This is a genomic window from Inquilinus limosus (assembly GCF_002195995.1).
In the GTDB taxonomy this organism is placed as follows: Bacteria; Pseudomonadota; Alphaproteobacteria; order DSM-16000; family Inquilinaceae; genus Inquilinus; species Inquilinus limosus_C.
In genome coordinates, this window is the sequence record NZ_NHON01000017.1 from 1 (window position 1) to 21,620 (window position 21,620).

Sequence of the window (21,620 nt, forward strand, 5' to 3'; positions counted from 1 at the left end):
GCCCAGCCGCCGCCGGCGGCTGGGCCGGGACCGGCGCGGTGGCGGCCGGCGGAGCGACGGTGGCGGAGTAGCGCTGCACCAGCCCCTTCAGGTCGGCGATGAAGTCCGGACTGGCCGCCTTGTCGCGCTCGGCCTGGCTGACCATCCGCGACAGCTCGTCGAGCATCGCCTTGGTCTGGTCCTGCCCCGGCGGCTGCCAGGGAGCGTAGCGCTGGGTGTTCTGGGCCAGGGCCGGCACCGCCAGGACCGTGGTGGACAGGAGGGCGGCGGCGAGGACGGGCAGAAGGGCTCGGACGGGTTTCATCGACAGGCTCCGCTTCCAGGTCGCGACGGCGATGCGCCGTTCTGACGTGCCGGGCGGCAAGGCTCAAGCCCTTCCGACCGGCGCCCCGGAAAAACCCTTCGGCGGCGCCCCGGTTCCGCCCCTGTGGCCATCGGGCAACTTCCCGAAAGCCCCGATGCCCGGTCCTGATGTTTCCCGAAAGAACCATGGTGACAAAGCCGGGATCGCAGCTTATATGCAGGACATGACCTTCGTTCGCGCCACCTATTTCTGGTACTTTAGCTTCCCGCCTCCGGCGGCGGAGCGAGGGTGCGCGTGATCTGAACGATCAACAGCCGACCCGAGAGCCGCCAGACCTCCTGGCGGCTTTTTTGTTGCCGCCGGCGGGGTGAACCAGGAGCCCAAGCCGTGTTGAAGACCACCGACGACCTGCGCATCCGCGAGATCAAGGAGCTGAGCACACCCGAGGAGGTGATGCGCGAGTTCCCGCGCGACGCCGTCGCCACCCGCACCGTGACCGATTCCCGCCGCGCCCTGCACGGCATCCTGCACGGGGCGGACGACCGCCTGGCCGTGGTGATCGGCCCCTGCTCGATCCACGACCCCGCGGCGGCGCTGGACTATGCCCGCCGGCTGCAGCCGCTGCGCCAGCGCCTGGGCGGCGAGCTGGAGATCGTCATGCGGGTCTATTTCGAGAAGCCGCGCACCACGGTCGGCTGGAAGGGGCTGATCAACGACCCCGACCTCGACGGCAGCTTCCAGATCGACAAGGGGCTGCGGCGGGCGCGCAGCGTGCTGCTGGAGGTCAACCGGCTGGGGCTGCCGGCGGCCTGCGAGTTCCTGGACATGACCACGCCGCAATACATCGCCGACCTGGTCGGCTGGGGCGCGATCGGCGCCCGCACCACCGAGAGCCAGATCCATCGCGAGATGGCGTCCGGCCTGTCCTGCCCGGTCGGCTTCAAGAACGGCACCGACGGCAACGTCAAGATCGCGGTCGACGCCGTCTCCTCCGCCTCCCAGCCGCATCATTTCATGGCGGTGACCAAGACCGGCCGGTCGGCCATCGCCTCGACCGCCGGCAATGACGACGCCCACATCATCCTGCGCGGCGGCAAGGCGCCGAACTACGACGCCGCCAGCGTCGCGGCCGCCTGCGCCGAGCTGGCCAAGGCCGGGCTGCGGCCGGCGGTGATGATCGACGCCAGCCACGCCAACAGCAGCAAGAAGCCGGAGAACCAGCCGAAGGTGGTCGACGACGTGGCGCGCCAGATCGAGGCCGGCGACGGCCGCATCATCGGCGTCATGGTCGAGAGCCACCTGGTGGCCGGGCGGCAGGAGCTGGTCCCGGGCACGCCGCTGGTCTACGGCCAGAGCATCACCGATGGCTGCATCGGCTGGGACGATTCGGTGGCGGTGCTGGAGCGGCTGGCCGCCGCGGTCGCGGCGCGTCGGACAGCTGTAACACCACAGTCGTTGACGGCGACCGCCTGAGTCGGGATCATCACACCATGACCCGCTTCTTCCGAGCTACCACCGCCAGCAAACGACGTCGTCCCATGACGACGGCGGCGCTGCGGTGCGCCGGGAGAGGCGGGGGAGCCGCCGGGACCCGTCCCGGCTGATCCCAACCGGATCCCGACCACCGCAACCCGCCGTCCCCGACCGGCGGGTTTTTTCTTGCCGGTCACCGCCGTCCCCGAAGGACCCGACCATGAGCCACCTGCTGATCCGCCGCGCCACCGCCGACGACGCCGCCGCCGTCCGCGCGCTGACCCGCGCCGCCTATGCCAAATGGGTGCCGGTGATCGGCCGCGAGCCGACGCCGATGAAGGCCGATTACGACCAGGCGGTGCGCGAGCACCGGATCGACCTGCTGTTCGAGGGCGACGGCCTGGCCGCGCTGATCGAGATCATCGACCGCGGCGACCATCTGCTGATCGAGAACCTGGCGGTGGCGCCGGATGCCCAGCGCCGCGGCCACGGCCGCCGCCTGCTGGCCCATGCCGAGGCGCTGGCGGCCGAGCTGGGGCGGCCGCTGCTGCGCCTCTACACCAATCCGCGCTTCGCCGGGAATGTCGACCTCTATGCCCGCGCCGGCTTCGCCGTGGACCGGGAGGAGCCGTTCCTGGAGGGCACCACCGTCTATATGAGCAAGCCGGTGCCGCTGGACCGGCCCGGACTCTCCGGCTGAAGGAAAGGGCCCCAGCCTGAACCCCGATGAAAAATGCGGGGACGATGAAATGCCTGCTATGGGCTCAAGCTGGGACTTGATTCTTATATTCGATTACTTAGAGGTGCAAGACGAATCCTCTTATCCGACTTAAGCGTGCATTCAATGCATCAATAAATTGGATAAAATTTGAAGATCCCGCTCGAAAAGGACCGATGCGCCGCCCCGACAGGCCCGGGGCGGCGCGGGCGCGTCAGTCGGGCCGCGCCATATAGGCGGCGAAATCGTCCTTGTGGTCGCGATGCCAGCGCGACAGGGCCGGACGGTTGCGGATGATGTCGTCCGCCGCCCAGCGGATGCGCTTCTCGTCCATCGCCCGGGTGACGTCGTTGTCGGGGCAGAGGATGTAGAAGTCGCCCCGGCCGAGGCTGCCGAGCATGAACTCGACCACCTGCTCCGCGCTCCAGGCCGCCGCCGGCTTCTCGGTGGCGCCCCGCGCCGTGATGCCGGTGAAGGTGTAGCCCGGGATCAGCAGATGCGCGGTGACGCGGCAGCCCTCGGTCTCGCGCAGCGCATGCGCCAGCCCCTCGGTCAGCGCCTTCACCCCGGCCTTGGAGACATTGTAGGCGGTGTCGCCCGGCGGGGTGGTGATGCCCTGCTTCGACCCGGTGTTGACGATCAGCCCGTCAGCGCCCTGGGCGATCATCGCCGGGGCGAAGGCCTGCACGCCGTGGATCACGCCGTACAGGTTGACGTCCAGCACCCGGCGCCAACGGTCGACATTCTCCCACGGGCCGCCGCCATTGCCGATGCCGGCATTGTTCATCAGCACCCCGACCTCGCCGAAGGCCGACAGGGCGGCGTCGCGCAGCGCCTCGACCTGGCCGATCTGGGACACGTCGGTCGGCACGGCGCGGACATCCGGCGCGCCGCCGGCGGCGATCTCCGACACCTCGCTTGCGGCGCGGTCCAGCGCCTCGCCGGCCAGGTCGGCCAGCACGATCTTGAGGCCGATCGAGGCAAAGCGTTTCGCGGCGGCCAGGCCGATGCCGCCGGCGGCGCCGGTGATGACGGCGACCCGGCCGGCCCGGATCGCGGGATGGATGGGCATGGGAAGCTCCTCGGAGATGTCTGCGGCGATGCCGGTCGGCCGCCCCGCCGGGGACGGCCCCAGGGGTCTGGGCCCCAGAGATCTGGTCCGGCCGGGGCTGGCCGGCAAGGCCAAGCGGACCGATATGATCGGCGATGCGCCGCCGGATCCTGCTCCTCTCCGTGTTGCCTCTCCCGCTTGCGGGAGAGGTCGGAGACGCGAAGCGGCTCCGGGTGAGGGCGTTGCGGCGGCGACACTAGACTCACGGCTTCAGGACAGGACGGATCGAGCGCTTGCTCACGGCAAAGTCCGTGCGCCTGGCGAGACCGCTGGCCCTCACCCGGACATCCTTCGGATGTCCGACCTCTCCCGCAAGCGGGAGAGGCAATCTGTGCGTAGGCCGGCCGTTCGCCACCGCACGCGATGTGCAGATGCCGTAGTCGGGGAGAGAAGGGTGAGTGTCAGCCTAACCCCGCACGCCGTCGCGGATGGCCTCGTGGTGGCGGATCACCTCGGCGACGATGAAGGCCAGGAACTTCTCGGCGAAGTCCGGGTCGAGATGCGATTCCTCGGCCAGCCGGCGCAGCCGTGCGATCTGCGCCGCCTCGCGCCCCGGATCGGCCGGGGGCAGGCCGACCGTCGCCTTCAGCCGCCCGACCGTCTGCGTGCATTTGAAGCGCTCGGCCAGCAGGTGGACGAGGGCCGCGTCGATGTTGTCGATACTGCTGCGCAGCGCCGCCAGCTCGGGCGGGATGGCGGGCTTCTGGGCTTGCTGGTCCATCAGGTCACCTGGGATCGGAAAGGTCCGACCATACGGCACCTCTTCCGCCGGGCCAAGCCGGGGAGCCCAGGCTGCGGCAAAGGGTGGATTCCGCTTGCGCAGGCCGCCGCGGTCACGGAGACAGGCCGGATGCCCGATGCGCCCTCCCCTGCCCCGGCGCCGCTGGACCGCAGCGCCTTCACGGCGGATGTCGTCTCCGTCGCCCGCGCCCTGATCGGCACCACCCTGCTGGTCGACGGCGTCGGCGGCGTGGTGGTCGAGACCGAGGCCTATGACCCGACCGACCCGGCGTCACACAGCTTCGCCGGGCCGACCCCGCGCAACGCCCCGATGTTCGGGCCGGTCGGCCACGCCTATGTCTACCGGTCCTACGGGCTGCACTGGTGCCTGAACCTGGTGTGCGACGCCGCCCGCCCGGGCAGCGCCGTGCTGATCCGGGCGATCGCGCCGACCGAGGGGATCGAGATCATGCGCGCGCGGCGCGGCCTGGAGGCGCCGCGCCTCTTGTGCGCCGGCCCCGGCCGGCTGGCCCAGGCGCTGGGCGTCACCGGGGCAATGACCGGCCTGCCGCTGGACGCGCCGCCCTTCCGGCTGCTGCCGCGGACCGAGGCCGAGCCGGCGATCGCGGTCGGGCCGCGCATCGGCCTGACCCGCGGCGTCGCCACGCCCTGGCGCTTCGGCCTGGCCGGATCGCCCTATCTCAGCAGGCCGCTCCGCTGAAGGGCCGGGGCGGGCGAACCCTGCCCCGGCCGCCCCGCTCAGAGGTGGAAGTCGAGGTGGCCGAACAGGCCGCCCAGGACGCTGCCCAGCGCGTCGCCGACGCCGTCCGCCACATGGCCGACCGCCTCGCCCACGCCGCCGACCACATCGCCGACGGCCGACTGGGCGCCATCGAGCACCGCGCCGACGGCGTGAGTGGCGCCACCGACCACGTCGCCGACCGCGTCGCCGACGACCGCGCCGACTTCGCCCACCACGCCGCCGACGATCTCGCCGGTCTCACCCACCGCCGTGCCGACGGTGCTGCCGACGCCAGCGACCGCGCCGCCCAGCACGTCACCGGCATCGTGCAGCAGGCCGCCGAGAAGGCCGGTCAGATCAAGAATGCCGCTCATGAACTTCTCCTGTGTGTCGCAAGGATTCGGATCCGCGCCGGGCCGGGCCGCCTTGATCGGGCCGTTTCAGAAGAAAGCACCGCGAGAGATATTCTTTCCCGACCGAGAAAAGAATATATCCAGCGGACTCGCCACCTCCCGGGCGCCAGATCGGCCGAAGCGCAGAAATCGGCCGACGGAAGCCATTCCTATCATTCCATGTCTTCAAATATACCTGATATGTTATGCAGATTGACTGGACTTGTCGGCCCTCAGATCGAGTCATCTCCGCGCCAGAACGGGCCTCGGACGGATCAATCCGCGCAAACATCCCCGTGGCGGCTTGTCGCAGGCCGGCCTTCCATACCACCTTATGCGAATCTTTCTTGGCGAGAAGCGCCAATAGAAATAGGATGAGGATTGCCGAAGTGACTGTAATGTGACACGGCATAACTAAAATAATGCATAAAATTAAAATAACTGGGGGGATAACAAACAAGAAAGCACGATGCGGCGAGGATCAAAGATGGATCAAATTTTTCGGGATTTCATCCTATACCTACCAACGGTCCACAGCCGGCAGGCGATCCACGACCTGCTGGAGCGGACGATTCACGGATATGGCCTGAGACACTACGCCTACGTCAGCTTCCCGTCGGGGGAGGCCGACAGGCCGCTGATGCTGACCACCTATCCGGACAGCTGGGTCGAGCGCTATGGCGAGCAGCGCTACGACCGCGTCGACCCGGTGATCGCCCGCGCGGTCGGCACCATGCTGCCCTTCGCCTGGACGCTCGACACGCTGGCCCAGCCGTCGACCCGCCGGCTGAAGGCGTTCCTCGACGACGCGGCCGAGGCCGGCATCCGCCGCGGCGTCACCATCCCGATCCATGACCGCCAGGGCCGCGCCTCCAGCCTGACGCTGGCCGAATTCGGCCTGGAGCCGGACTTCCAGCGCTGCATCGACCGGCACCAGCACGCCCTGCACCTGGTCGCGCTGCATCTTCACGCCCGGCTGCGCCAGGACGAGCGGCCCGAGCCGCAGGCGCGGCCGACGCTGACGCCGCGCGAGATCGACTGCCTGCAATGGGCGGCCAAGGGCAAGAGCGCGTCGGATATCGCCGAGATCATGCGGATCAGCCGCCGGACGGTGGTGTTCCACACCGAGAATGCGAAACAGAAATTCGGGGTGGCGACCCTGTCACAGGCGATCGCCAGAGGATTGATGCATGACATCATCATCTGCGCGTGATCGAAACCTGTAAACCTATACAGCTCACAACAGCTTTCGATTCCCACCACAGTCCGCGCGATTAGGACTCATTGGGGCTGCTGGTTCCGGAACGGCGCGCCTGCCCCGCGCTGTCCGGCCCAGCGAAGCGAGGCGATGTGCGGATCGCGATGGCTCGAGGCACCGCCGCCGGGCGGCGAAAGCTTCCAACGCGAATCCTCTTCGACAATTTGCGCCAGCCCCTGGCAGCGCCGCGTCGCGGCGCCGCCGGCATGGCTGCGCGCCGGCATGGTGGAGCGTGACGTGACCAGCGTTTTCGACAATCCGGAAGGCCGTTTCCACGTCCTCATCAACGGCGAAGGGCAGCATTCGCTGTGGCCGGCCTTCATCCCGGTCCCGGACGGCTGGACCCCGGTGCTGCGCGATGCCGCCCGCCCCGACTGCCAGCACCATATCGACACCCATTGGACCGATCTGCGCCCGAAATCGCTGGCTGGTTGCTGACGACGGCAGCCGGGCGCCCCTCCATTATCCTGCGAGCGAGTTGAGCCATGGACAGCATCGATTTCGGCAGCGCCGCGCTGCCCCTGACGACCGCCCAGACCGGCATGTGGCTGGCGCAGAAGTTCATGCCCGAGATCGAGTTCAACCTGGCCGAGGCGATCGAGATCCACGGTCCGCTCGACACCGGCCTGATGCAGGCGGCGCTGTGGCAGCTGACACGGGAGGCCGAGGCGCTGCGCGTCCGCTTCGTCGAGGGCGACGAAGGCCCGCGGCAGGTGATCCGGCACGAATACGGCGGCGACATCCCCTTCATCGACTTCAGCGCCGAGCCGGCCCCGCGCGAGGCCGCCGGCCGCTGGATGAAGGCGGATTACGACCGCCCGCTGAACCCGCTGACCGAGGAGCTGTGGTTCTCCGCCATCCTGAAGATCGCGGACGGATCCTTCATCTGGTACCACCGCGTCCACCATCTGCTGATGGACGGCCTGTCCGGGGGCCTGTGCACCCGCCGCGTGGCGGAGCTGTACACCGCGCTGGTCGAGGGCCGCGCCCCGACCGACGACACCGCCTTCGGCAGCCTGGCGGAGATCCTGGAGGAGGAGACGGGCTACCGCGCCTCCAACCGGTTCCTGCGCGACCGCGAATACTGGATGGAGCGCTTCGCCGACACGCCGTCGCCGATCACCCTGTCGCACCGCCGGCAGGCGGCCGGCAGCCTGGTGCGCGACCGATCCTTCATGGACCCCGAACTGGTGGCCTCCCTGCGCGCCCTGGCGCAGTCCACGGGCGCCAGCCTGCCGCAGATCCTGATCGCCCTGACCAACGCCTATCTCTACCGCGTGACCGGGGCCGAGGACCTGATCGTCGGCCTGACCGTCACCGCGCGGGCCAATGCCCGGATGCGGCGCACCCCGTCGATGCTGGCCAACGCCGTGCCGCTGCGGCTGCGCATGAACCCGGGCCTGAGCATGCAGGACGTGATCCGCCAGGTCGGCACCGAGGTGCGCCAGTGCCTGCGGCACCAGCAGTACCGCTACGAGGACATGCGGCGCGACCTGAACCTGCTGCCGAACAACCAGCAGCTGTTCACCATGCTGGTGAACATCGAGCCCTTCGACTACGACCTGCGCTTCGGCGGCCTGCCGATGACGCCGCAGAACCTGTCGAACGGCTCGACCAACAATCTCGGCGTGTTCATCTACGACCGCGGCGACGACAAGGGCCTGTGCATCGACTTCGACGCCAACTCGGCCCTGTACACGGCCGGGGAGCTGGTCACGCATCGCGAGCAGCTGCTGCGCCTGGCGCGGGCGATGCTGGCCGATCCCGCCCAGGCGATCGGCGCGATCGACATCCTGGCCCCGGCGGACCGGCAGCGGATCCTGGCGGACTGGAACCGCACCGACCATCCGGTGGCGGCGGAGACGCTGACGGCGCTGCTGAACGCCCAGGCCCGGGCCACGCCGGACGCGACCGCGCTGGTGTTCGGGCCGGAGACGCTGAGCTATGCCGAGCTGGACGGCCGCGCCAACCGGCTGGCCCGGCTGCTGGCCGCGCGCGGCGCCGGGCCAGAGCGGATCGTCGCCGTGGCGCTGCCGCGGTCGGTCGGGCTGGTGGTCGGCCTGCTGGCGATCTTGAAGACCGGCGCCGCCTATCTGCCGCTCGACCCCGACTATCCGCTGGACCGCATCGCCTTCATGCTGGGCGACGCCCGGCCGGTAGCCGTGGTGACCGACCGCGACACCGCCTGGGTGGTGCCGGACGATGCCGACCGGCTGGTGCTCGACGCGGCGGAGACGGAGGCCGAGCTGGCCGCGGCCGAGCCGACCAGCCTCGCGGCCGATGCGCCGGACCCGCTGGACACCGCCTATGTGATCTACACCTCCGGCTCGACCGGCCGGCCGAAGGGCGTGGCCGTCTCGCATGGCGCCATCGTCAACCGGCTGCGCTGGATGCAGGGCGAATATGGCCTCGCCGCCGATGACCGGGTGCTGCAGAAGACGCCGTCCGGCTTCGACGTCTCGGTCTGGGAGTTCTTCTGGCCGCTGATCCAGGGCGCCACCCTGGTGGTGGCCAAGCCCGGCGGGCACCGCGACCCGGCCTATCTGGCCGAGATCATCCGCGACGAGCGGATCACCACCCTGCACTTCGTGCCGTCGATGCTGCACGCCTTCCTGCAGGAGCCGGAAGCGGCGGCCTGCACCGGGCTTCGGCGCGTCTTCTGCAGCGGTGAGGCCCTGCCCGAGGATCTGGCGGCGAGGTTCCATGCCACCCTGCCGGCGGTGCCGCTGCACAACCTGTACGGCCCGACCGAGGCCGCGGTCGACGTCACCTATTGGGAGTGCCGCCAGAGCGCCGAGGGGCCGGTGCCGCTGGGCCGGCCGATCTGGAACACCCAGCTCTACGTGCTCGATCCCGGGCTGCAGCCGGTTCCCGCCGGCGTCAATGGCGAGCTGTACCTGGCCGGCGCCAACCTGGCCCGCGGCTACATCAACCGCGCCACGCTGACGGCCGAACGCTTCGTCGCCAACCCCTATGGCGCGCCCGGCAGCCGGATGTACCGCACCGGCGACCTGGTGCGCTGGCGCGCCGACGGCACGCTCGACTTCCTCGGCCGCATCGACCACCAGGTGAAGCTGCGCGGCTTCCGCATCGAGCTGGGCGAGATCGAGGCGGCACTGGTGCGCAGCGAGACCGTCCTGCAGGCCGCGGTGATCGACCGCACGGACAAGTCGGGCGACCGCTACCTGGCCGCCTATGTGGTGCTGGAGGCCGGCGCGGCGCTGGACCCGGCGGCGCTGCGGCAGGCGCTGGGACGGCACCTGCCCGACTACATGGTGCCGGCGACCTTCACGGCGCTGGACGCCCTGCCGCTGACCCCGAGCGGCAAGCTGGACCGCAAGGCGCTGCCGGAACCCGAGCGCCAGGCCTCCGCCGGCTTCGTCGCGCCGCGGACGCCGACCGAGGAGGCCCTGGCAGCGATCTGGGCCGAGACCTTCGGGCTGGAGCGCGTCGGCGTCGAGGACAACTTCTTCGAGCTCGGCGGCCATTCCATGCTGGTGGCGCAGCTGGTCGGCCGGATGAAGGCGACCTTCGACGTCGACCTGCCGCTGGCCGTGCTGTTCGAGGTCTCGACCATCGCCGGCCTGGCGGAGAAGGTCGACCAGGCGCGCGGCGGCTTCGCCGGCGCCTCGCTGAACCTGGCCGCCGACGCGCAATTGGCCGACGACATCCGGCCCCAGGCGAAGCTGCCGCCGGTCGCGTTCGACGAGGTGTTCCTGACCGGCGCCACCGGCTTCGTCGGCAGCCAGATCCTGGCCACGCTGCTGCGCGACACCAATGCCCGCATCTTCTGCCTGGTGCGGGCGATGAGCGCCGGCGCCGCCCGCACCCGGCTGCGCCGCGCCCTGACGGAGCGGCAACTGATCGGGCTGTGGGACGAGAACCGCGTCAAGATCCTGGTCGGCGACCTGGCCGAGCCGGATCTCGGCCTCGACCCGAAGGGCGTCGCCATCGTCCGCGACCAGTGCGACGCCATCTTCCATTGCGGCGCGATGGTCGACTTCCTGCAGTCCTATGCCGCGCTGAAGCCGTCGAATGTCGAGGCGGTGCACACGCTGATCGGCTGGACCGCTTCCGGCCGGCCGAAGGCGCTGCACTATGTCTCGACCCTGTCGGTGATCGACCCGTCCACCGGGCCGGAGCTGATCACCGAGGCGTCGGGGCTGGAGAGCTGGCAGGGCCTGATCGGCGGCTATGCCCAGAGCAAATGGGCCGGCGACACGCTGGCGCGCCGGGCCCAGGCGCGCGGCCTGCCGGTGTCGGTGTACCGGCTGGGCACCATCACCGGCGACCGGGCGCAGGGAATCTGCAACGAAGCCGACATGATCTGGCGGGTGGTGCGGGCCTCGGCCAGCATCGGCGCCATCCCGGACATCCACATGGCGATGACCCCGGCCGACGACATCGCCGACGCGATGCTGCGGCTGGCGCGCAGCGACAGGCCCTGGGGCGGCGTCTACCACCTGGTCAGCCAGGGCGCGATCTACCTGCGCGACATGGTGCCGATGTTCCAGCGCCTGGGCCTGCCGCTCGAGCCGCTCGGGCTGCTGCCCTGGCTGGAGCGGGCGAAGCAGAGCCTGGTCGACAGCCAGGACCACTACCTGGCCACCGTGCTCTCGATCCTCAACCAGTATGACACGTCGATCACCCCGCCGACCCTGTCCTGCGACGCCACCCATGCGCGGATGGACGAGATTGGCGGCGCGATCCCGCCGGTCGGGCCGGACCTGATCGAGCGCTACCTGCGCAACCTGAAGATCCTGGACTCGGTCGAGGCGGCCGAGGCCTGGGCGCCGGAGCCGACCCCCGTCGCCGCCGAGTGATTGCAGCAAGGCCGGGCGGCGGCAGCGCCGCCCGGCGGAAGGACCCAGCATGGCCCGTTACATCCTCGCCGCGACCGCCCTGCCCGGGCATGTCTCGCCGCTTCTCGCCATCGCCCAGCACCTCGTCCGCCAGGGCCACGAGGTCGTCTTCAACACCGCCAGCCTGTTCCGCGAGAAGGCGGAGGCGACCGGGGCGCGCTTCGTCCCCTTCCCGGCCGAGATCGACTTCGACTACCGCCGGATCAGCGAGCTGTTCCCCGACTATCACGAGGCGGAGCGCGGGCCGCTGAAGCTGATGCTGGGCCTGCGATACCTGTGCCGCACCATGCTGGGCCAGAAGGCGGGGCTGGACGGGATCCTGAGCGGGTTCCCGGCCGACGCCATCCTGGTCGACACGGTCTTCGCCGGCACCGTGCCGATGTTGCTGGGCCCGCGCGAGGCCCGGCCGCCGGTGATCACCATCGGCATCACCGCCCTGGCCGCCACCAGCGTCGACACGCCGTTCTTCGGCTCCGGCATGACGCCGTCCGGGACGTCGGAGGGGCGGGCCCGCAACATCGCCATGCACCGCAACATGCAGGCGCAATGCGCCGGCATGCAGCAGGAGTTCGACGAGACGCTGGCATCGATCGGCTGCCCGCCGCTGCCGGAGTTCATGTTCGACGCCTTCGTCAGCCTGCCCGACCTGTACCTGCAGCTGACCGGCGAATCCTTCGAATATCCGCGCAGCGACCTGCCGGAGACGGTGCGCTTCGTCGGCCCGCTGCTGGCGCCGCCGACCAAGAGCTTCACCCCGCCCGCCTGGTGGCCCGAGCTGGACGGCGGCAAGCCGGTGGTGGTGGCGACCCAGGGCACCTTCGCCAATGAGGATTTCGGCCAGCTGATCGGCCCGACCCTGACCGCGCTGAAGGACGAGGACATGCTGATGGTCGCCACCACCGGCGGCCCCCCGGTCGAGGAGATCCCGGTGCCGATCCCGGCCAACACGCGCGCCACGCCCTTCGTGGCCTATGATCGGCTGTTGCCGAAGGTCGATGTGTTCGTCACCAATGGCGGCTATGGCTCGGTCAACCACGCCCTCAGCCTCGGCGTCCCGATCGTGGTGGCGGGCGACACCGAGGAGAAGCCGGAGATCGCGGCCCGCGTCGCCTGGGCCGGGGCCGGGATCAATCTCGGCACCGGCCATCCGCGGCCGGAGCAGATCCGCGACGCGGTGCGCACCGTGCTGTCCGACCCGCGCTACCGGCGCCGGGCGCAGGCGGTGCAGGCCGATTTCGCGCGGCATGACGCCCGCCGGGAAATCGCCACGATCCTGGATGATCTGGTCTCCGGCCAAGGGCAGCGCCGCGCCACGGCCTGAGCGAGAGGTTCCGCGATGAGAGTCATCCGTTCCCGCCGGCTCGGGTTCCTGGCCCTGGCGGTGGTCGGCCTTTCGGTGGTGGCCGGTGGCTGGCGCATCCTGGCCTCCGACCGGGTCGGGCCTGCGGGCGATCCCGCCGCCCCCGTCCCCGTCACAACCCTCGCCCGGGCGGAGATGCACGAGGTGGTCGAGACCCTGGCGGTCACCGGCACGCTCGCCGCACGCGAGGAGGTGCTGGTCGGCGCCGAGGTCGACGGGCTGCGCCTGGTCAGCTTCGATGTCGATGTCGGCGACCATGTCACCGCCGGCCAGGTGCTGGCCCGGCTGGACCACGCCCAGCTGGACACCCAGCTGGCGCAGAGCGACGCCAGCATCGCCAAGGCCGAGGCCGCGGCCCAGCAGGCCCAGGCCTCGATCGACGAGGCCGAGGCCTCCGCCATCCAGTCCCAGGCGTCGCTGGAGCGGACCCAGGCCCTGCGGACCAACGGCAACGCCTCGGCCGAGCAGCTGCTGGCGCGGCAGACCGAGGTCAAGGTCGCTGCGGCCCGCATCGCCTCGGCCCGGGAGACGGCGCGCTCGGCCCTGGCCGACAAGGCGCTGGCCCAGGCGCAGCGCGACGACGTGGCGCTGCGCATCGCCCGGTCGGAGATCAAGGCCCCGGTGGCCGGCGTGGTGTCGGAGCGGCAGGCGCGGATCGGCGCCGTGGTTGGCATGTCGAGCGCGCCCCTGTTCCGGCTGATCCGCGACGGCGAGGTCGAGTTCCGGGCCGAGGTGACCGAGACCGGCATGCCGCGCGTCGCCATCGGCCAGCCGGTGGAGCTGCAGCTGACCGGCTTCGCCCGGCCGGTGCGCGGCACGGTGCGGCTGGTCGACCCGACGGTCGACCCCACCAGCCGCCTGGGCCGCGTCGCCGTCACCCTGCCGGCCGAGCCCGGGCTGCGCCCCGGCGTGTTCGCCGAGGGCACGATCGAGACCGGCCGCCGCCGGGCCCTGACTGTCCCCCTGTCCGCCGTGTTCTTCAGCGCCGACGGCGCTTATGTCCAGGCGGTGCACGACGCCGTGGTCGACCGCCGGCCGGTCGAGACCGGCTTCGTCGGCGACGGAAGGGTGGAGATCCGCCGCGGCCTGGCCGAGGGCGAGGCGGTGGTGCTGCGCGCCGGCAGCTTCCTGCGCAGCGGCGACCGCATCGCCCCGGCGCAGCCGCCGGTCGCCGCCGCGGACAAGGCGGGCTGAGCCGAGTGATGAAGACGGCAGCCTCCTCTCTCGCTCGGCGCCATCACACATCTTTGGGCGTCGTCCGCGTTGCCTCTCCCGCTTGCGGGAGAGGTCGGAGACGCGAAGCGGCTCCGGGTGAGGGCTTCCGTCCTTGGCCCCGGGGATCAGCGCTTCAGGATAAGGCGGATCGCGCGCTCGCGCCTGGCGAGGTCGATGAGGAAGGCAGCGCCGCTGGCCCTCACCCGGACATCCTTCGGATGTCCGACCTCTCCCGCAAGCGGGAGAGGCAACGCGCTCCAGCGCCTTTAGACGCTCGCGACGACGGATCAACCATTGCCACCGTGTGCGTGACATGGCCCTGAACATCTCCGCCTGGTCGATCCGCAAGCCGATTCCGCCGCTGGTCATGTTCGCGGTGCTGATCGTCATCGGCTTCGTCAGCTTCCGGTCACTGCCCGTCACCCAGATGCCGAACATCGACGTGCCGGTGGTGACCGTCACCATCGCCCAGGCCGGCGCGGCGCCGACCGAGCTGGAGACCCAGGTGGCCCGGCCGGTCGAGGACGCCGTGGCCGGGCTGACCGGGGTCAAGCACGTCACCTCCGCCCTCTCCGACGGCGCCGCCGTCACCATGATCGAGTTCGTGCTGGAGACGCCGACCGACCGGGCGGTGAACGATGTCCGCGACGCCATCTCCAAGATCCGCTCCACCCTGCCGCAGAGCATCGAGGAGCCGGTGATCCAGCGCATCGACGTGGCCGGGCTGCCGATCCTGACCTATGCCGCGTCGATCCCCGGCATGAGCGTCGACCAGCTGTCCTGGTTCGTCGACGACACGGTGGTGCGGGCGATGCAGGGCGTGCCGGGCATCGCCCAGGTCAAGCGCATCGGCGGCGTCGACCGCGAGATCCGGGTCGAGCTGAGGCCCGACCGGCTGGCCGCGCTGGGCATCACCGCGTCGGAGGTCAACGACCAGCTGCGCGCCAGCAACATCGACCTAGCCGGCGGCCGCGGCACGGTCGGCGTGCAGGAGCAGTCGATCCGCACCCTGGCCGGAGCGGCGACGGTGGAGCAGCTGGCGCAGCGCCGCATCAGCCTGCCCGGCGGCCGCCAGGCGCTGCTGCAGGACCTGGCCACCGTGACCGATGGCGGGGCCGAGCCGCGCACCTTCGCCCGGGTCGACGGCAAGCCCGTGGTCGCCTTCAGCCTGTACCGGGCCAAGGGCTTCTCCGACGTCGTCGTCGCCGATGCCGCCCAGGCCCGGCTGCAGCAGCTGGCGGTCGAGCATCCGGAGCTGCAGATCGGCGAAATCGACAACCTGGTGCATTACACCCGCGCCGATTACGACATGACCATGGAGACGCTGATCGAAGGCGCCATCCTGGCCGTGATCGTCGTCTTCCTGTTCCTGCGCGACTTCCGCGCCACGATCATCTCCGCCGTCGCCATCCCGCTGTCGGTGCTGCCGACCTTCGCGGTGATGGAGGCGCTGGGCTTCTCGCTGAACTCGATCAGCCTGCTGGCGATCACCCTGGCCACCGGCATCCTGGTCGACGACGCCATCGTCGAGATCGAGAACATCGTCCGCCACATGCGCATGGGCAAGTCGGCCTATCGCGCCGCGATCCAGGCGGCGGACGAGATCGGCCTGGCCGTGGTCGCCACCACCATGACCATCGTCGCGGTGTTCCTGCCGGTCAGCTTCATGGGCGGCATCGCCGGCCAGTACTTCAAGCAGTTCGGCATCACCGTGGCGGTCGCCGTCACCTTCTCGCTGCTGGTGGCGCGGCTGGTGACGCCGCTGATGGCCGCCTATCTGATGCGCGACCACGGGCATCACGAGGAGCGCGACGGCGCGGCGATGCGCTTCTATCTGCGGCTGCTGGACTGGTCGATCCGGCATCGCGGCCGCACCATCGCCGCCGGCTTGGGCATCTTCGTCGCCTCCGCCGCCCTGGCCAGCCTGTTCCCGACCGGCCTCTTGCCGAACAACGACATCTCCCGCTCCTCCCTGTCGATCGAGCTGCCGCCCGGGTCGACGCTGGAGGACACCCAGGCCGTGGCCGACCGGCTGTCGACCTTGTTCCGCGCCCAGCCGGAGGTGAAGAGCGTCTATGCCGTCCTCGGCGGCGACGGCGTGAACCCGCTCGACATCGCCGGCGGCGAGGTGCGCAAGGCCACCATCGTCGCCACCCTGGTGCCGCGGGCCGACCGCGGCCTGGACCAGAAGGCGTGGGAGAGTTCGATGCGGCCGAAGGTGGCCGCCGAGCCCGATCTGCGCTTCAGCTTCAGCGGCGGCGGCGCGCGGGAATACACGCTGCTGCTCTCCGGCAATGATTCCGAGGAGCTGGTGCGGACGTCGCTGGCGATCGAGCGCGAGATCCGCGAGCGCGTGCCGGTGCTGGCCAATGTCGTGTCCACCGCCGCGATCGACCGGCCGGAGATCCGCATCGTGCCGCGCCTGGCCGAGGCCGCAGCGCTGGGCGTGTCGGTGGCGCAGATCGCCGAGACGGTGCGGATCGCGACGCTGGGCGACATCTCCGCCAACCTGGCCAAGTTCTCCGCCGGCGACCGGCAGGTGCCGATCCGGGTGCAGATTGCCGAGAACGCCCGCGGCAAGCTGGCCACCTTCGAGACGCTGCGGGTGCCGACCGCGACCGGCGGCAAGGTGCCGCTGACCTCGGTCGCCCATATCGCCTTCGGCGAGGGCGCCACCACCATCGACCGCTACGACCGCCAGCGCCGCGTCTCGATCGAGGGCGACCTGGTCGGCAAGACCCCGCTGGGCCAGGCGATGGACGCGGTGCTGGCGCTGCCCTCAGTACGCAACCTGCCGCCCGGCGTCAGCATCCGGCCCTTCGGCGACGCCGAGATCATGCAGGAGGTGTTCTCGGGCTTCACCCTGGCGATGGGCGCCGGCGTGCTGCTGGTGCTGGCCGTGCTGGTGCTGCTGTTCGCCGACATCGCCCAACCGGTCACCATCCTGGTGTCGCTGCCGCTGTCGATCGGCGGCGCCTTCCTGGCGCTGCTGGTGACCGGCTATCCGATCAGCCTGCCGGTGGTGATCGGCATCCTGATGCTGCTGGGCATCGTCACCAAGAACGCGATCCTGCTGGTGGATTTCGCGATCGAGGCCATCGCCGCCGGCGCCGAACGCACCGAGGCGCTGATGGAGGCCGGTCGCAAGCGGGCCCGGCCGGTGGTGATGACCACCCTGGCGATGATCGCCGGCATGGTGCCCTCGGCCATCGGCTGGGGCGAGGGCGGGGCCTTCCGCTCGCCCATGGCCTCGGTGGTGATCGGCGGGCTGATCACCTCGACCGTGCTGAGCCTGGTGTTCGTGCCGGCGGTGTTCACCGTGCTGGACGATCTGAACCGGCTGTTCGGCCGGGTCTTCGGCCGCTTCGTCGGCGCCCGCGACGAGCCGGAGCCGGCCGCGCCGGCGGAATAGGTCAATTCGAGGATCGGAGCGCCGGGTCGGCTGCATACGAACACGGTGAGGCCCAATGACAGCCCTTGGAGCGGTGGTCGTCCTGTTTCATCCGACGGCGGAGCAGATCGGGCGGATCGTCGAGCTGCGCCGGCGCTGCGACAGCCTCGCGGTCGTCGACAACACGCCGCAGCCCGATGACCGCCTGGCGGCCCTGCTTGAGGGACACGACATCGTCCTGATCCACGAAGGGAACAGGAACGGCATCGCCGGAGCCCATAATCGCGGGCTGGCGAACCAGTTCGATCGCGGCATGGACGCTGTCGTCCTGATCGACCAGGACTCGGTCGTGCCGGACCACTATTTTCCGGCCATGCGCGAAATCTGCGCGGATCTGGCCGCGCAGCCCTTCCTGGTCGGGCCGCGGATCTTCGACGAGGTCGTCCAGCAGTATCTCCCGGTGCTGCAAAGCAATGGCGTCACCGCACGACGCGTCGACATGCGCGATGACTCCGGCCTGCAGCGTTGCGCGGTCCTGACCTCCTCCGGCTGCATGATCTCGCGCGCCGCCTTCGCGACGCTCGGCCCGTTCGACGAAAAGCTGTTCATCGACCATGTCGACACCGAATACTGCTTCAGGGCCTGGGCATCCGACGTCCCGCTCTACGTGACCCCGTCATTGACGCTGTCGCACCGGATCGGGGACCGGCGCAGCCACAAGCTCGGCCCGTTCGAGCTGACCACGATGAACCACCCCTGGCACCGGCGCTATTACAGCGCCCGCAACGGCGTCCAGCTCGCCTTGCGATACGGCAGGCGATATCCCGTCGTCATCATGGCCAACCTGTTCACCGTGTGGGAGGTCTTCCACATTGCGCTGCTCGAGGATGCCAAGCTCGCCAAGCTCGCCGGCATCGTGACCGGGCTTGTCGACGGGCTGGCCGGGCGCCTCGGGCCGGTCGAGCAGGCACGCCCGCGCCTGGCCCTGCGCTTTGCGCAAGGCGTCGCGGAACGCCGGGCTAGCCGCTAGAGACCATCGGGGCCGGTTCATTGTTGGGAGAAATGCAGATGTCCTGCCCGCCTCCGCGCCCACCGGGCCGGGCCGCCGTCGCCTTCGTCTGCGTGACCATCCTGCTCGACATCCTCGCGGTCGGCCTGATGGTGCCGGTCCTGCCCAGGCTGATCGTCGAGTTCGAGGGCGGCGATGTCGAGCGGGCGGCGGTGATCAGCGGGCTGTTCGGCCTGGCCTGGGCGGCGATGCAGTTCCTGGCCTCGCCGGTGCTGGGCGCGCTGTCCGACCGGTTCGGGCGGCGGCCGGTGCTCCTCCTGTCCAGCCTCGGCCTCGGCCTCGACTACGTGCTGATGGCGCTGGCGCCGAACCTGGCCTGGCTGCTGGTCGGGCGGCTGGTCTCGGGCATCACCTCCGCCAGCGCCCCGACCGCCATCGCCTACATCGCCGACGTGACGCCGCCGGAGCAGCGCGCCGCCAAGTTCGGGCTGCTCGGCGCCGCCTTCGGCCTGGGCTTCATCGCCGGGCCGGCGCTGGGCGGGCTCCTGGCCGGCATCGATCCCCGGCTGCCGTTCTGGGCCGCGGCGGCGCTCAGCCTTGCCAACGCCGCCTACGGCCTGCTGATCCTGCCGGAATCGCTGCCGCCGGAGCGGCGCGCGCGCTTCACCTGGGCGGGCGCCAGCCCCTTCGGCGCCCTGGCGCTGCTGCGCTCATCCCCGGCGCTGCTCGGCCTGGCCGGCGCGACCGCCCTGATCTTCCTGGCGCAGGAATCGCTGCCCAGCCTCTACGTGCTGTATGTCATGCAGCGCTATGGCTGGGACGAGGCGGCGGTCGGGCTGTCGCTGGCGGCGGTCGGCGCCGGGTCGATGGTAGTGTCGGCGGCCCTGATCGGCCCGGCCGTGGCCCGGCTGGGCGAGCGGTGGGCGATGGCCGCGGGGCTGGTCTTCGGCGTGGCCGGCTTCGCCCTGTTCGCCCTGGCCCCGACCGGCCGGCTGATCCTGGCGGCGATCCCGCTGCTGTCGCTGTGGGCCCTGACCGGGCCGGCGCTGCAGGCGCTGATGTCGCGCCGGGTCGGGGCGGAGGAGCAGGGACGGCTGCAGGGCGCGCTGTCGGGGCTGCATGGCATCACCGGCATGATCGGCCCGGTGCTGTTCACCCAGAGCTTCGCGATCGGCATCGCGCCCGCGGCAGGCCTGGACCTGCCCGGCCTGCCCTACGGGCTGGCGTCGGCGCTGCTGGCGATCTCCCTGGTGATGGCCTGGCGGATCACCCGGGCGGAAGGTTCCCAGCCGGATGCGGAGCCGGCCCTGCCGCCGGCGGAATAGCGGCCCGCCGGGATGTTGGGTTCGCCGAGGCGAACCCGACCTGCGATTCACCGCCACAGGATCAGATCGCGCGGATGCGCCTCCCGGGGATGCGGCGGCAACCCGACATCGCGGCGCTCATGGTCGCTCAGCCGCTCGACCTGCAGGGCACGGCTCCGGCGGCGCAGGGTCTCGACCAGGATCGAGAGCTGCAGTCCCAGGCCGAGGCGGATCGGGCGCAGCGGCGGCTGCGTCTCGAATCCGGCCGGCGGCACCAACCGGAGATAGGGCACCCTGTCGGGAGCGGGCGGGCTCATGACCCTGATCCTTTCGTGAGCGAGGCAACAAAAAACCCGCCGGGGAGATCCGCGGCGGGCTGGTGAACGCGAGGGAGAGTCTGGTCGGTGCGGGCCTAGGCCCCCGGGGACATCCCTTCCTCAACGCGCAGCACGCCCGCCGCCGGACGGCGCCGGCGTCGCATGTGCAGCGAGGTGTTGAGGATGGCGTTCATTCCGGAAGGATCGGGGACGATGCCGTCCCCGTCAATGGGCTTCCGCTTCGGTGCGCTCAGTTCCACCGTCCCGGCCGGCGCAGCTCGAACACCAGCGCCTCGGTGATCTGGGTCGCGCTGAAATTGTCGTCGGACAGGATCACCAGGCTCGGGTTGCCGTTGCGCAGCCGCGGGCCCCAGCTCATCGCCTCGAAATTGTCGAGGCGGACGCCGCTCAGCGTGTCGAAGTCGAGCAGCAGCGTCTTGCGCATCGGCCGCCAGCGGGTGCCGGCCAGGGAGTCGATGCGGGAGACGTCGGTCGCCCCGGCGCGGTCGGCGACATAGAGCCGGAGCTTGTTGCCGACCCCGGCGATGAAGGTCCGCTCCAGCACCAGCAGGTCGCCGCCGAAGCCGGGGGCGGACAGGATCTCGGAGACGCCGAAGCTGCCGCCATTGCCCGCCGGCAGCGGGTCGGCGACATAGACATATTCCGCCCCGGCGCGGCCGGTCAGCGTGTCGAAGGCGGTGATGCGGACCGGGCCGGGCGCCGGCGTCGCCGGGATGTCGGCATCCTGGATCAGCGGCGCCTCCATCGAGGCGAACAGCGTGCGGCCGTCCCGGGACAGGGCCAGCCCCTCGAACACCAGGTTGTTGCGCGGGCCGCTCTTGCCGGCGGCCGACGCCTTGAAGCGCTGGGGCAGATCCATGCTGCGGCGGAGGAAGCCGCCCGGCGAGATGACGTTGACCGACGGGTCGATGCCGGCCGAGATGTCGCCCTCGCTGCTCCAGTACAGGACACCGCGCAGCGGGTCGCGCCGGATCGATTCGGGGTCGACCGCGCCGGGGGCGTAGGTCTGCCCGGCCTTGTCGCGCAGCGGCGTCACGCCGGTGACGCGGATGCCGCGCACGGCCAGGGCGTCATAGTCGATCGCCAGGGTGTAGAAGCGCGCCGGGCCGTTGGCCGAGGAGCGGTCGTCGCTGAGCGCCGTCCAGCGGCCGGTGAACGGGTTCCAGTCCAGGCCCGACAGGCCGCCGACAACGGTGCCCTGGAACGGCGGGGCATTCGGCAGCGTCGCCTGGCCGATCAGCCGCAGCTCGCCGATGTCGCCGCCCCCATGGCCCGGCCAGCCCTGCTGCACGGAGTCGGATGCCGGCGTCTGCGCCTGGGCCGGCTGGGCGCCCAGCAGCGCGGCGGCGACCCACAGGGCGGCCGCAACGGAACGAATCATCATCCCCCATCTCCATCGGATTGGATCTTCCGGGGACGGATC

The 21,620-nt window shown here is 70.6% G+C and carries 18 protein-coding genes; 12 read left to right on the forward strand and 6 right to left on the reverse strand.

The features are described from left to right. The coding region (locus BWR60_RS11655) for a hypothetical protein (protein ID WP_218823455.1) at nt 1-304 on the reverse strand (304 nt) is incomplete at its 3' end. Between the two features lie 31 nt (nt 305-335). Between BWR60_RS11655 and BWR60_RS36325 the strand changes: the two genes are divergently transcribed. The 3 genes from BWR60_RS36325 (at nt 336) to BWR60_RS11665 (ending at nt 2,477) form a co-directional block, all read left to right on the forward strand. Then, nucleotides 336-602: a hypothetical protein gene (locus tag BWR60_RS36325; protein ID WP_144445595.1), complete on the forward strand. Its 267-nt coding sequence runs from the start codon at nt 336-338 to the stop codon at nt 600-602. Between the two features lie 89 nt (nt 603-691). Continuing rightward, nucleotides 692-1,777, forward strand: coding sequence for a 3-deoxy-7-phosphoheptulonate synthase (locus BWR60_RS11660; protein WP_088151191.1), 1,086 nt, complete (start codon nt 692-694; stop codon nt 1,775-1,777). A 220-nt stretch (nt 1,778-1,997) separates the two neighbouring features. Next, nucleotides 1,998-2,477 carry a GNAT family N-acetyltransferase gene (locus BWR60_RS11665; RefSeq protein WP_088151192.1) on the forward strand — a complete coding sequence of 160 codons (480 nt, stop codon included), beginning with the start codon at nt 1,998-2,000 and terminating at the stop codon, nt 2,475-2,477. Between the two features lie 232 nt (nt 2,478-2,709). Here the strand turns inward: BWR60_RS11665 and BWR60_RS11670 are convergent, their stop codons facing one another. Continuing rightward, a complete protein-coding gene (locus BWR60_RS11670) occupies nt 2,710-3,567 on the reverse strand; it encodes an SDR family NAD(P)-dependent oxidoreductase (protein ID WP_088151193.1) in 858 nt (285 codons plus the stop codon). 445 nt (nt 3,568-4,012) lie between these two features. Beyond that, nucleotides 4,013-4,327, reverse strand: coding sequence for a chorismate mutase (locus BWR60_RS11675; protein ID WP_088151194.1), 315 nt, complete (start codon nt 4,325-4,327; stop codon nt 4,013-4,015). A gap of 129 nt (nt 4,328-4,456) precedes the next feature. On the opposite strand from BWR60_RS11675, the gene BWR60_RS11680 reads away from it, so the two are divergent. Next, entirely contained in the window at nt 4,457-5,047 is a 591-nt protein-coding gene (locus tag BWR60_RS11680; protein ID WP_088151195.1) for a DNA-3-methyladenine glycosylase, read from the forward strand. 38 nt (nt 5,048-5,085) lie between these two features. On the opposite strand, the gene BWR60_RS11685 is transcribed toward BWR60_RS11680, so the two are convergent. Next, on the reverse strand, nt 5,086-5,442 hold the full coding sequence (locus BWR60_RS11685) for a hypothetical protein (protein ID WP_088151196.1): 357 nt from the start codon (nt 5,440-5,442) through the stop codon (nt 5,086-5,088). A gap of 505 nt (nt 5,443-5,947) precedes the next feature. Between BWR60_RS11685 and BWR60_RS11690 the strand changes: the two genes are divergently transcribed. From BWR60_RS11690 to BWR60_RS11725, 8 genes are all read left to right on the forward strand, one after another. Next, nucleotides 5,948-6,673, forward strand: a complete 726-nt coding sequence (locus BWR60_RS11690; protein ID WP_179221725.1) for a helix-turn-helix transcriptional regulator — start codon at nt 5,948-5,950, stop codon at nt 6,671-6,673. A 135-nt stretch (nt 6,674-6,808) separates the two neighbouring features. After that, nucleotides 6,809-7,156 carry an MbtH family protein gene (locus BWR60_RS38660; protein WP_275542380.1) on the forward strand — a complete coding sequence of 116 codons (348 nt, stop codon included), beginning with the start codon at nt 6,809-6,811 and terminating at the stop codon, nt 7,154-7,156. 47 nt (nt 7,157-7,203) lie between these two features. Then, nucleotides 7,204-11,541, forward strand: coding sequence for a non-ribosomal peptide synthetase (locus BWR60_RS11700; protein WP_088151199.1), 4,338 nt, complete (start codon nt 7,204-7,206; stop codon nt 11,539-11,541). 49 nt (nt 11,542-11,590) lie between these two features. Then, a complete protein-coding gene (locus tag BWR60_RS11705; RefSeq protein WP_088151200.1) occupies nt 11,591-12,901 on the forward strand; it encodes a glycosyltransferase in 1,311 nt (436 codons plus the stop codon). A 15-nt stretch (nt 12,902-12,916) separates the two neighbouring features. Then, nucleotides 12,917-14,134 carry an efflux RND transporter periplasmic adaptor subunit gene (locus BWR60_RS11710; protein ID WP_088151201.1) on the forward strand — a complete coding sequence of 406 codons (1,218 nt, stop codon included), beginning with the start codon at nt 12,917-12,919 and terminating at the stop codon, nt 14,132-14,134. Nucleotides 14,135-14,468: 334 nt separating this feature from the next. Next, on the forward strand, nt 14,469-17,567 hold the full coding sequence (locus BWR60_RS11715; RefSeq protein ID WP_088151202.1) for an efflux RND transporter permease subunit: 3,099 nt from the start codon (nt 14,469-14,471) through the stop codon (nt 17,565-17,567). A 55-nt stretch (nt 17,568-17,622) separates the two neighbouring features. Next, entirely contained in the window at nt 17,623-18,576 is a 954-nt protein-coding gene (locus tag BWR60_RS11720) for a glycosyltransferase family 2 protein (RefSeq protein ID WP_088151203.1), read from the forward strand. A gap of 38 nt (nt 18,577-18,614) precedes the next feature. Beyond that, on the forward strand, nt 18,615-19,880 hold the full coding sequence (locus BWR60_RS11725; protein WP_230983028.1) for a TCR/Tet family MFS transporter: 1,266 nt from the start codon (nt 18,615-18,617) through the stop codon (nt 19,878-19,880). Nucleotides 19,881-19,927: 47 nt separating this feature from the next. Here the strand turns inward: BWR60_RS11725 and BWR60_RS36970 are convergent, their stop codons facing one another. Then, nucleotides 19,928-20,176 carry a hypothetical protein gene (locus BWR60_RS36970; protein ID WP_088151205.1) on the reverse strand — a complete coding sequence of 83 codons (249 nt, stop codon included), beginning with the start codon at nt 20,174-20,176 and terminating at the stop codon, nt 19,928-19,930. 250 nt (nt 20,177-20,426) lie between these two features. Then, on the reverse strand, nt 20,427-21,581 hold the full coding sequence (locus tag BWR60_RS11735; RefSeq protein ID WP_088151206.1) for an esterase-like activity of phytase family protein: 1,155 nt from the start codon (nt 21,579-21,581) through the stop codon (nt 20,427-20,429). Nucleotides 21,582-21,620: the final 39 nt, after the last annotated feature.

Bases quoted from the DNA above. Each gene is read 5' to 3' on its own strand.
- BWR60_RS36325 (WP_144445595.1), top strand. From the start codon at position 336: ATGCGCCGTTCTGACGTGCCGGGCGGCAAGGCTCAAGCCCTTCCGACC.
- BWR60_RS11665 (WP_088151192.1), top strand. From the start codon at position 1,998: ATGAGCCACCTGCTGATCCGCCGCGCCACCGCCGACGACGCCGCCGCC.
- BWR60_RS11670 (WP_088151193.1), bottom strand. From the start codon at position 3,567: ATGCCCATCCATCCCGCGATCCGGGCCGGCCGGGTCGCCGTCATCACC.
- BWR60_RS11675 (WP_088151194.1), bottom strand. From the start codon at position 4,327: ATGGACCAGCAAGCCCAGAAGCCCGCCATCCCGCCCGAGCTGGCGGCG.
- BWR60_RS11680 (WP_088151195.1), top strand. From the start codon at position 4,457: ATGCCCGATGCGCCCTCCCCTGCCCCGGCGCCGCTGGACCGCAGCGCC.
- BWR60_RS11685 (WP_088151196.1), bottom strand. From the start codon at position 5,442: ATGAGCGGCATTCTTGATCTGACCGGCCTTCTCGGCGGCCTGCTGCAC.
- BWR60_RS11690 (WP_179221725.1), top strand. From the start codon at position 5,948: ATGGATCAAATTTTTCGGGATTTCATCCTATACCTACCAACGGTCCAC.
- BWR60_RS38660 (WP_275542380.1), top strand. From the start codon at position 6,809: ATGTGCGGATCGCGATGGCTCGAGGCACCGCCGCCGGGCGGCGAAAGC.
- BWR60_RS11700 (WP_088151199.1), top strand. From the start codon at position 7,204: ATGGACAGCATCGATTTCGGCAGCGCCGCGCTGCCCCTGACGACCGCC.
- BWR60_RS11705 (WP_088151200.1), top strand. From the start codon at position 11,591: ATGGCCCGTTACATCCTCGCCGCGACCGCCCTGCCCGGGCATGTCTCG.
- BWR60_RS11710 (WP_088151201.1), top strand. From the start codon at position 12,917: ATGAGAGTCATCCGTTCCCGCCGGCTCGGGTTCCTGGCCCTGGCGGTG.
- BWR60_RS11715 (WP_088151202.1), top strand. From the start codon at position 14,469: ATGGCCCTGAACATCTCCGCCTGGTCGATCCGCAAGCCGATTCCGCCG.
- BWR60_RS11720 (WP_088151203.1), top strand. From the start codon at position 17,623: ATGACAGCCCTTGGAGCGGTGGTCGTCCTGTTTCATCCGACGGCGGAG.
- BWR60_RS11725 (WP_230983028.1), top strand. From the start codon at position 18,615: ATGTCCTGCCCGCCTCCGCGCCCACCGGGCCGGGCCGCCGTCGCCTTC.
- BWR60_RS36970 (WP_088151205.1), bottom strand. From the start codon at position 20,176: ATGAGCCCGCCCGCTCCCGACAGGGTGCCCTATCTCCGGTTGGTGCCG.
- BWR60_RS11735 (WP_088151206.1), bottom strand. From the start codon at position 21,581: ATGATGATTCGTTCCGTTGCGGCCGCCCTGTGGGTCGCCGCCGCGCTG.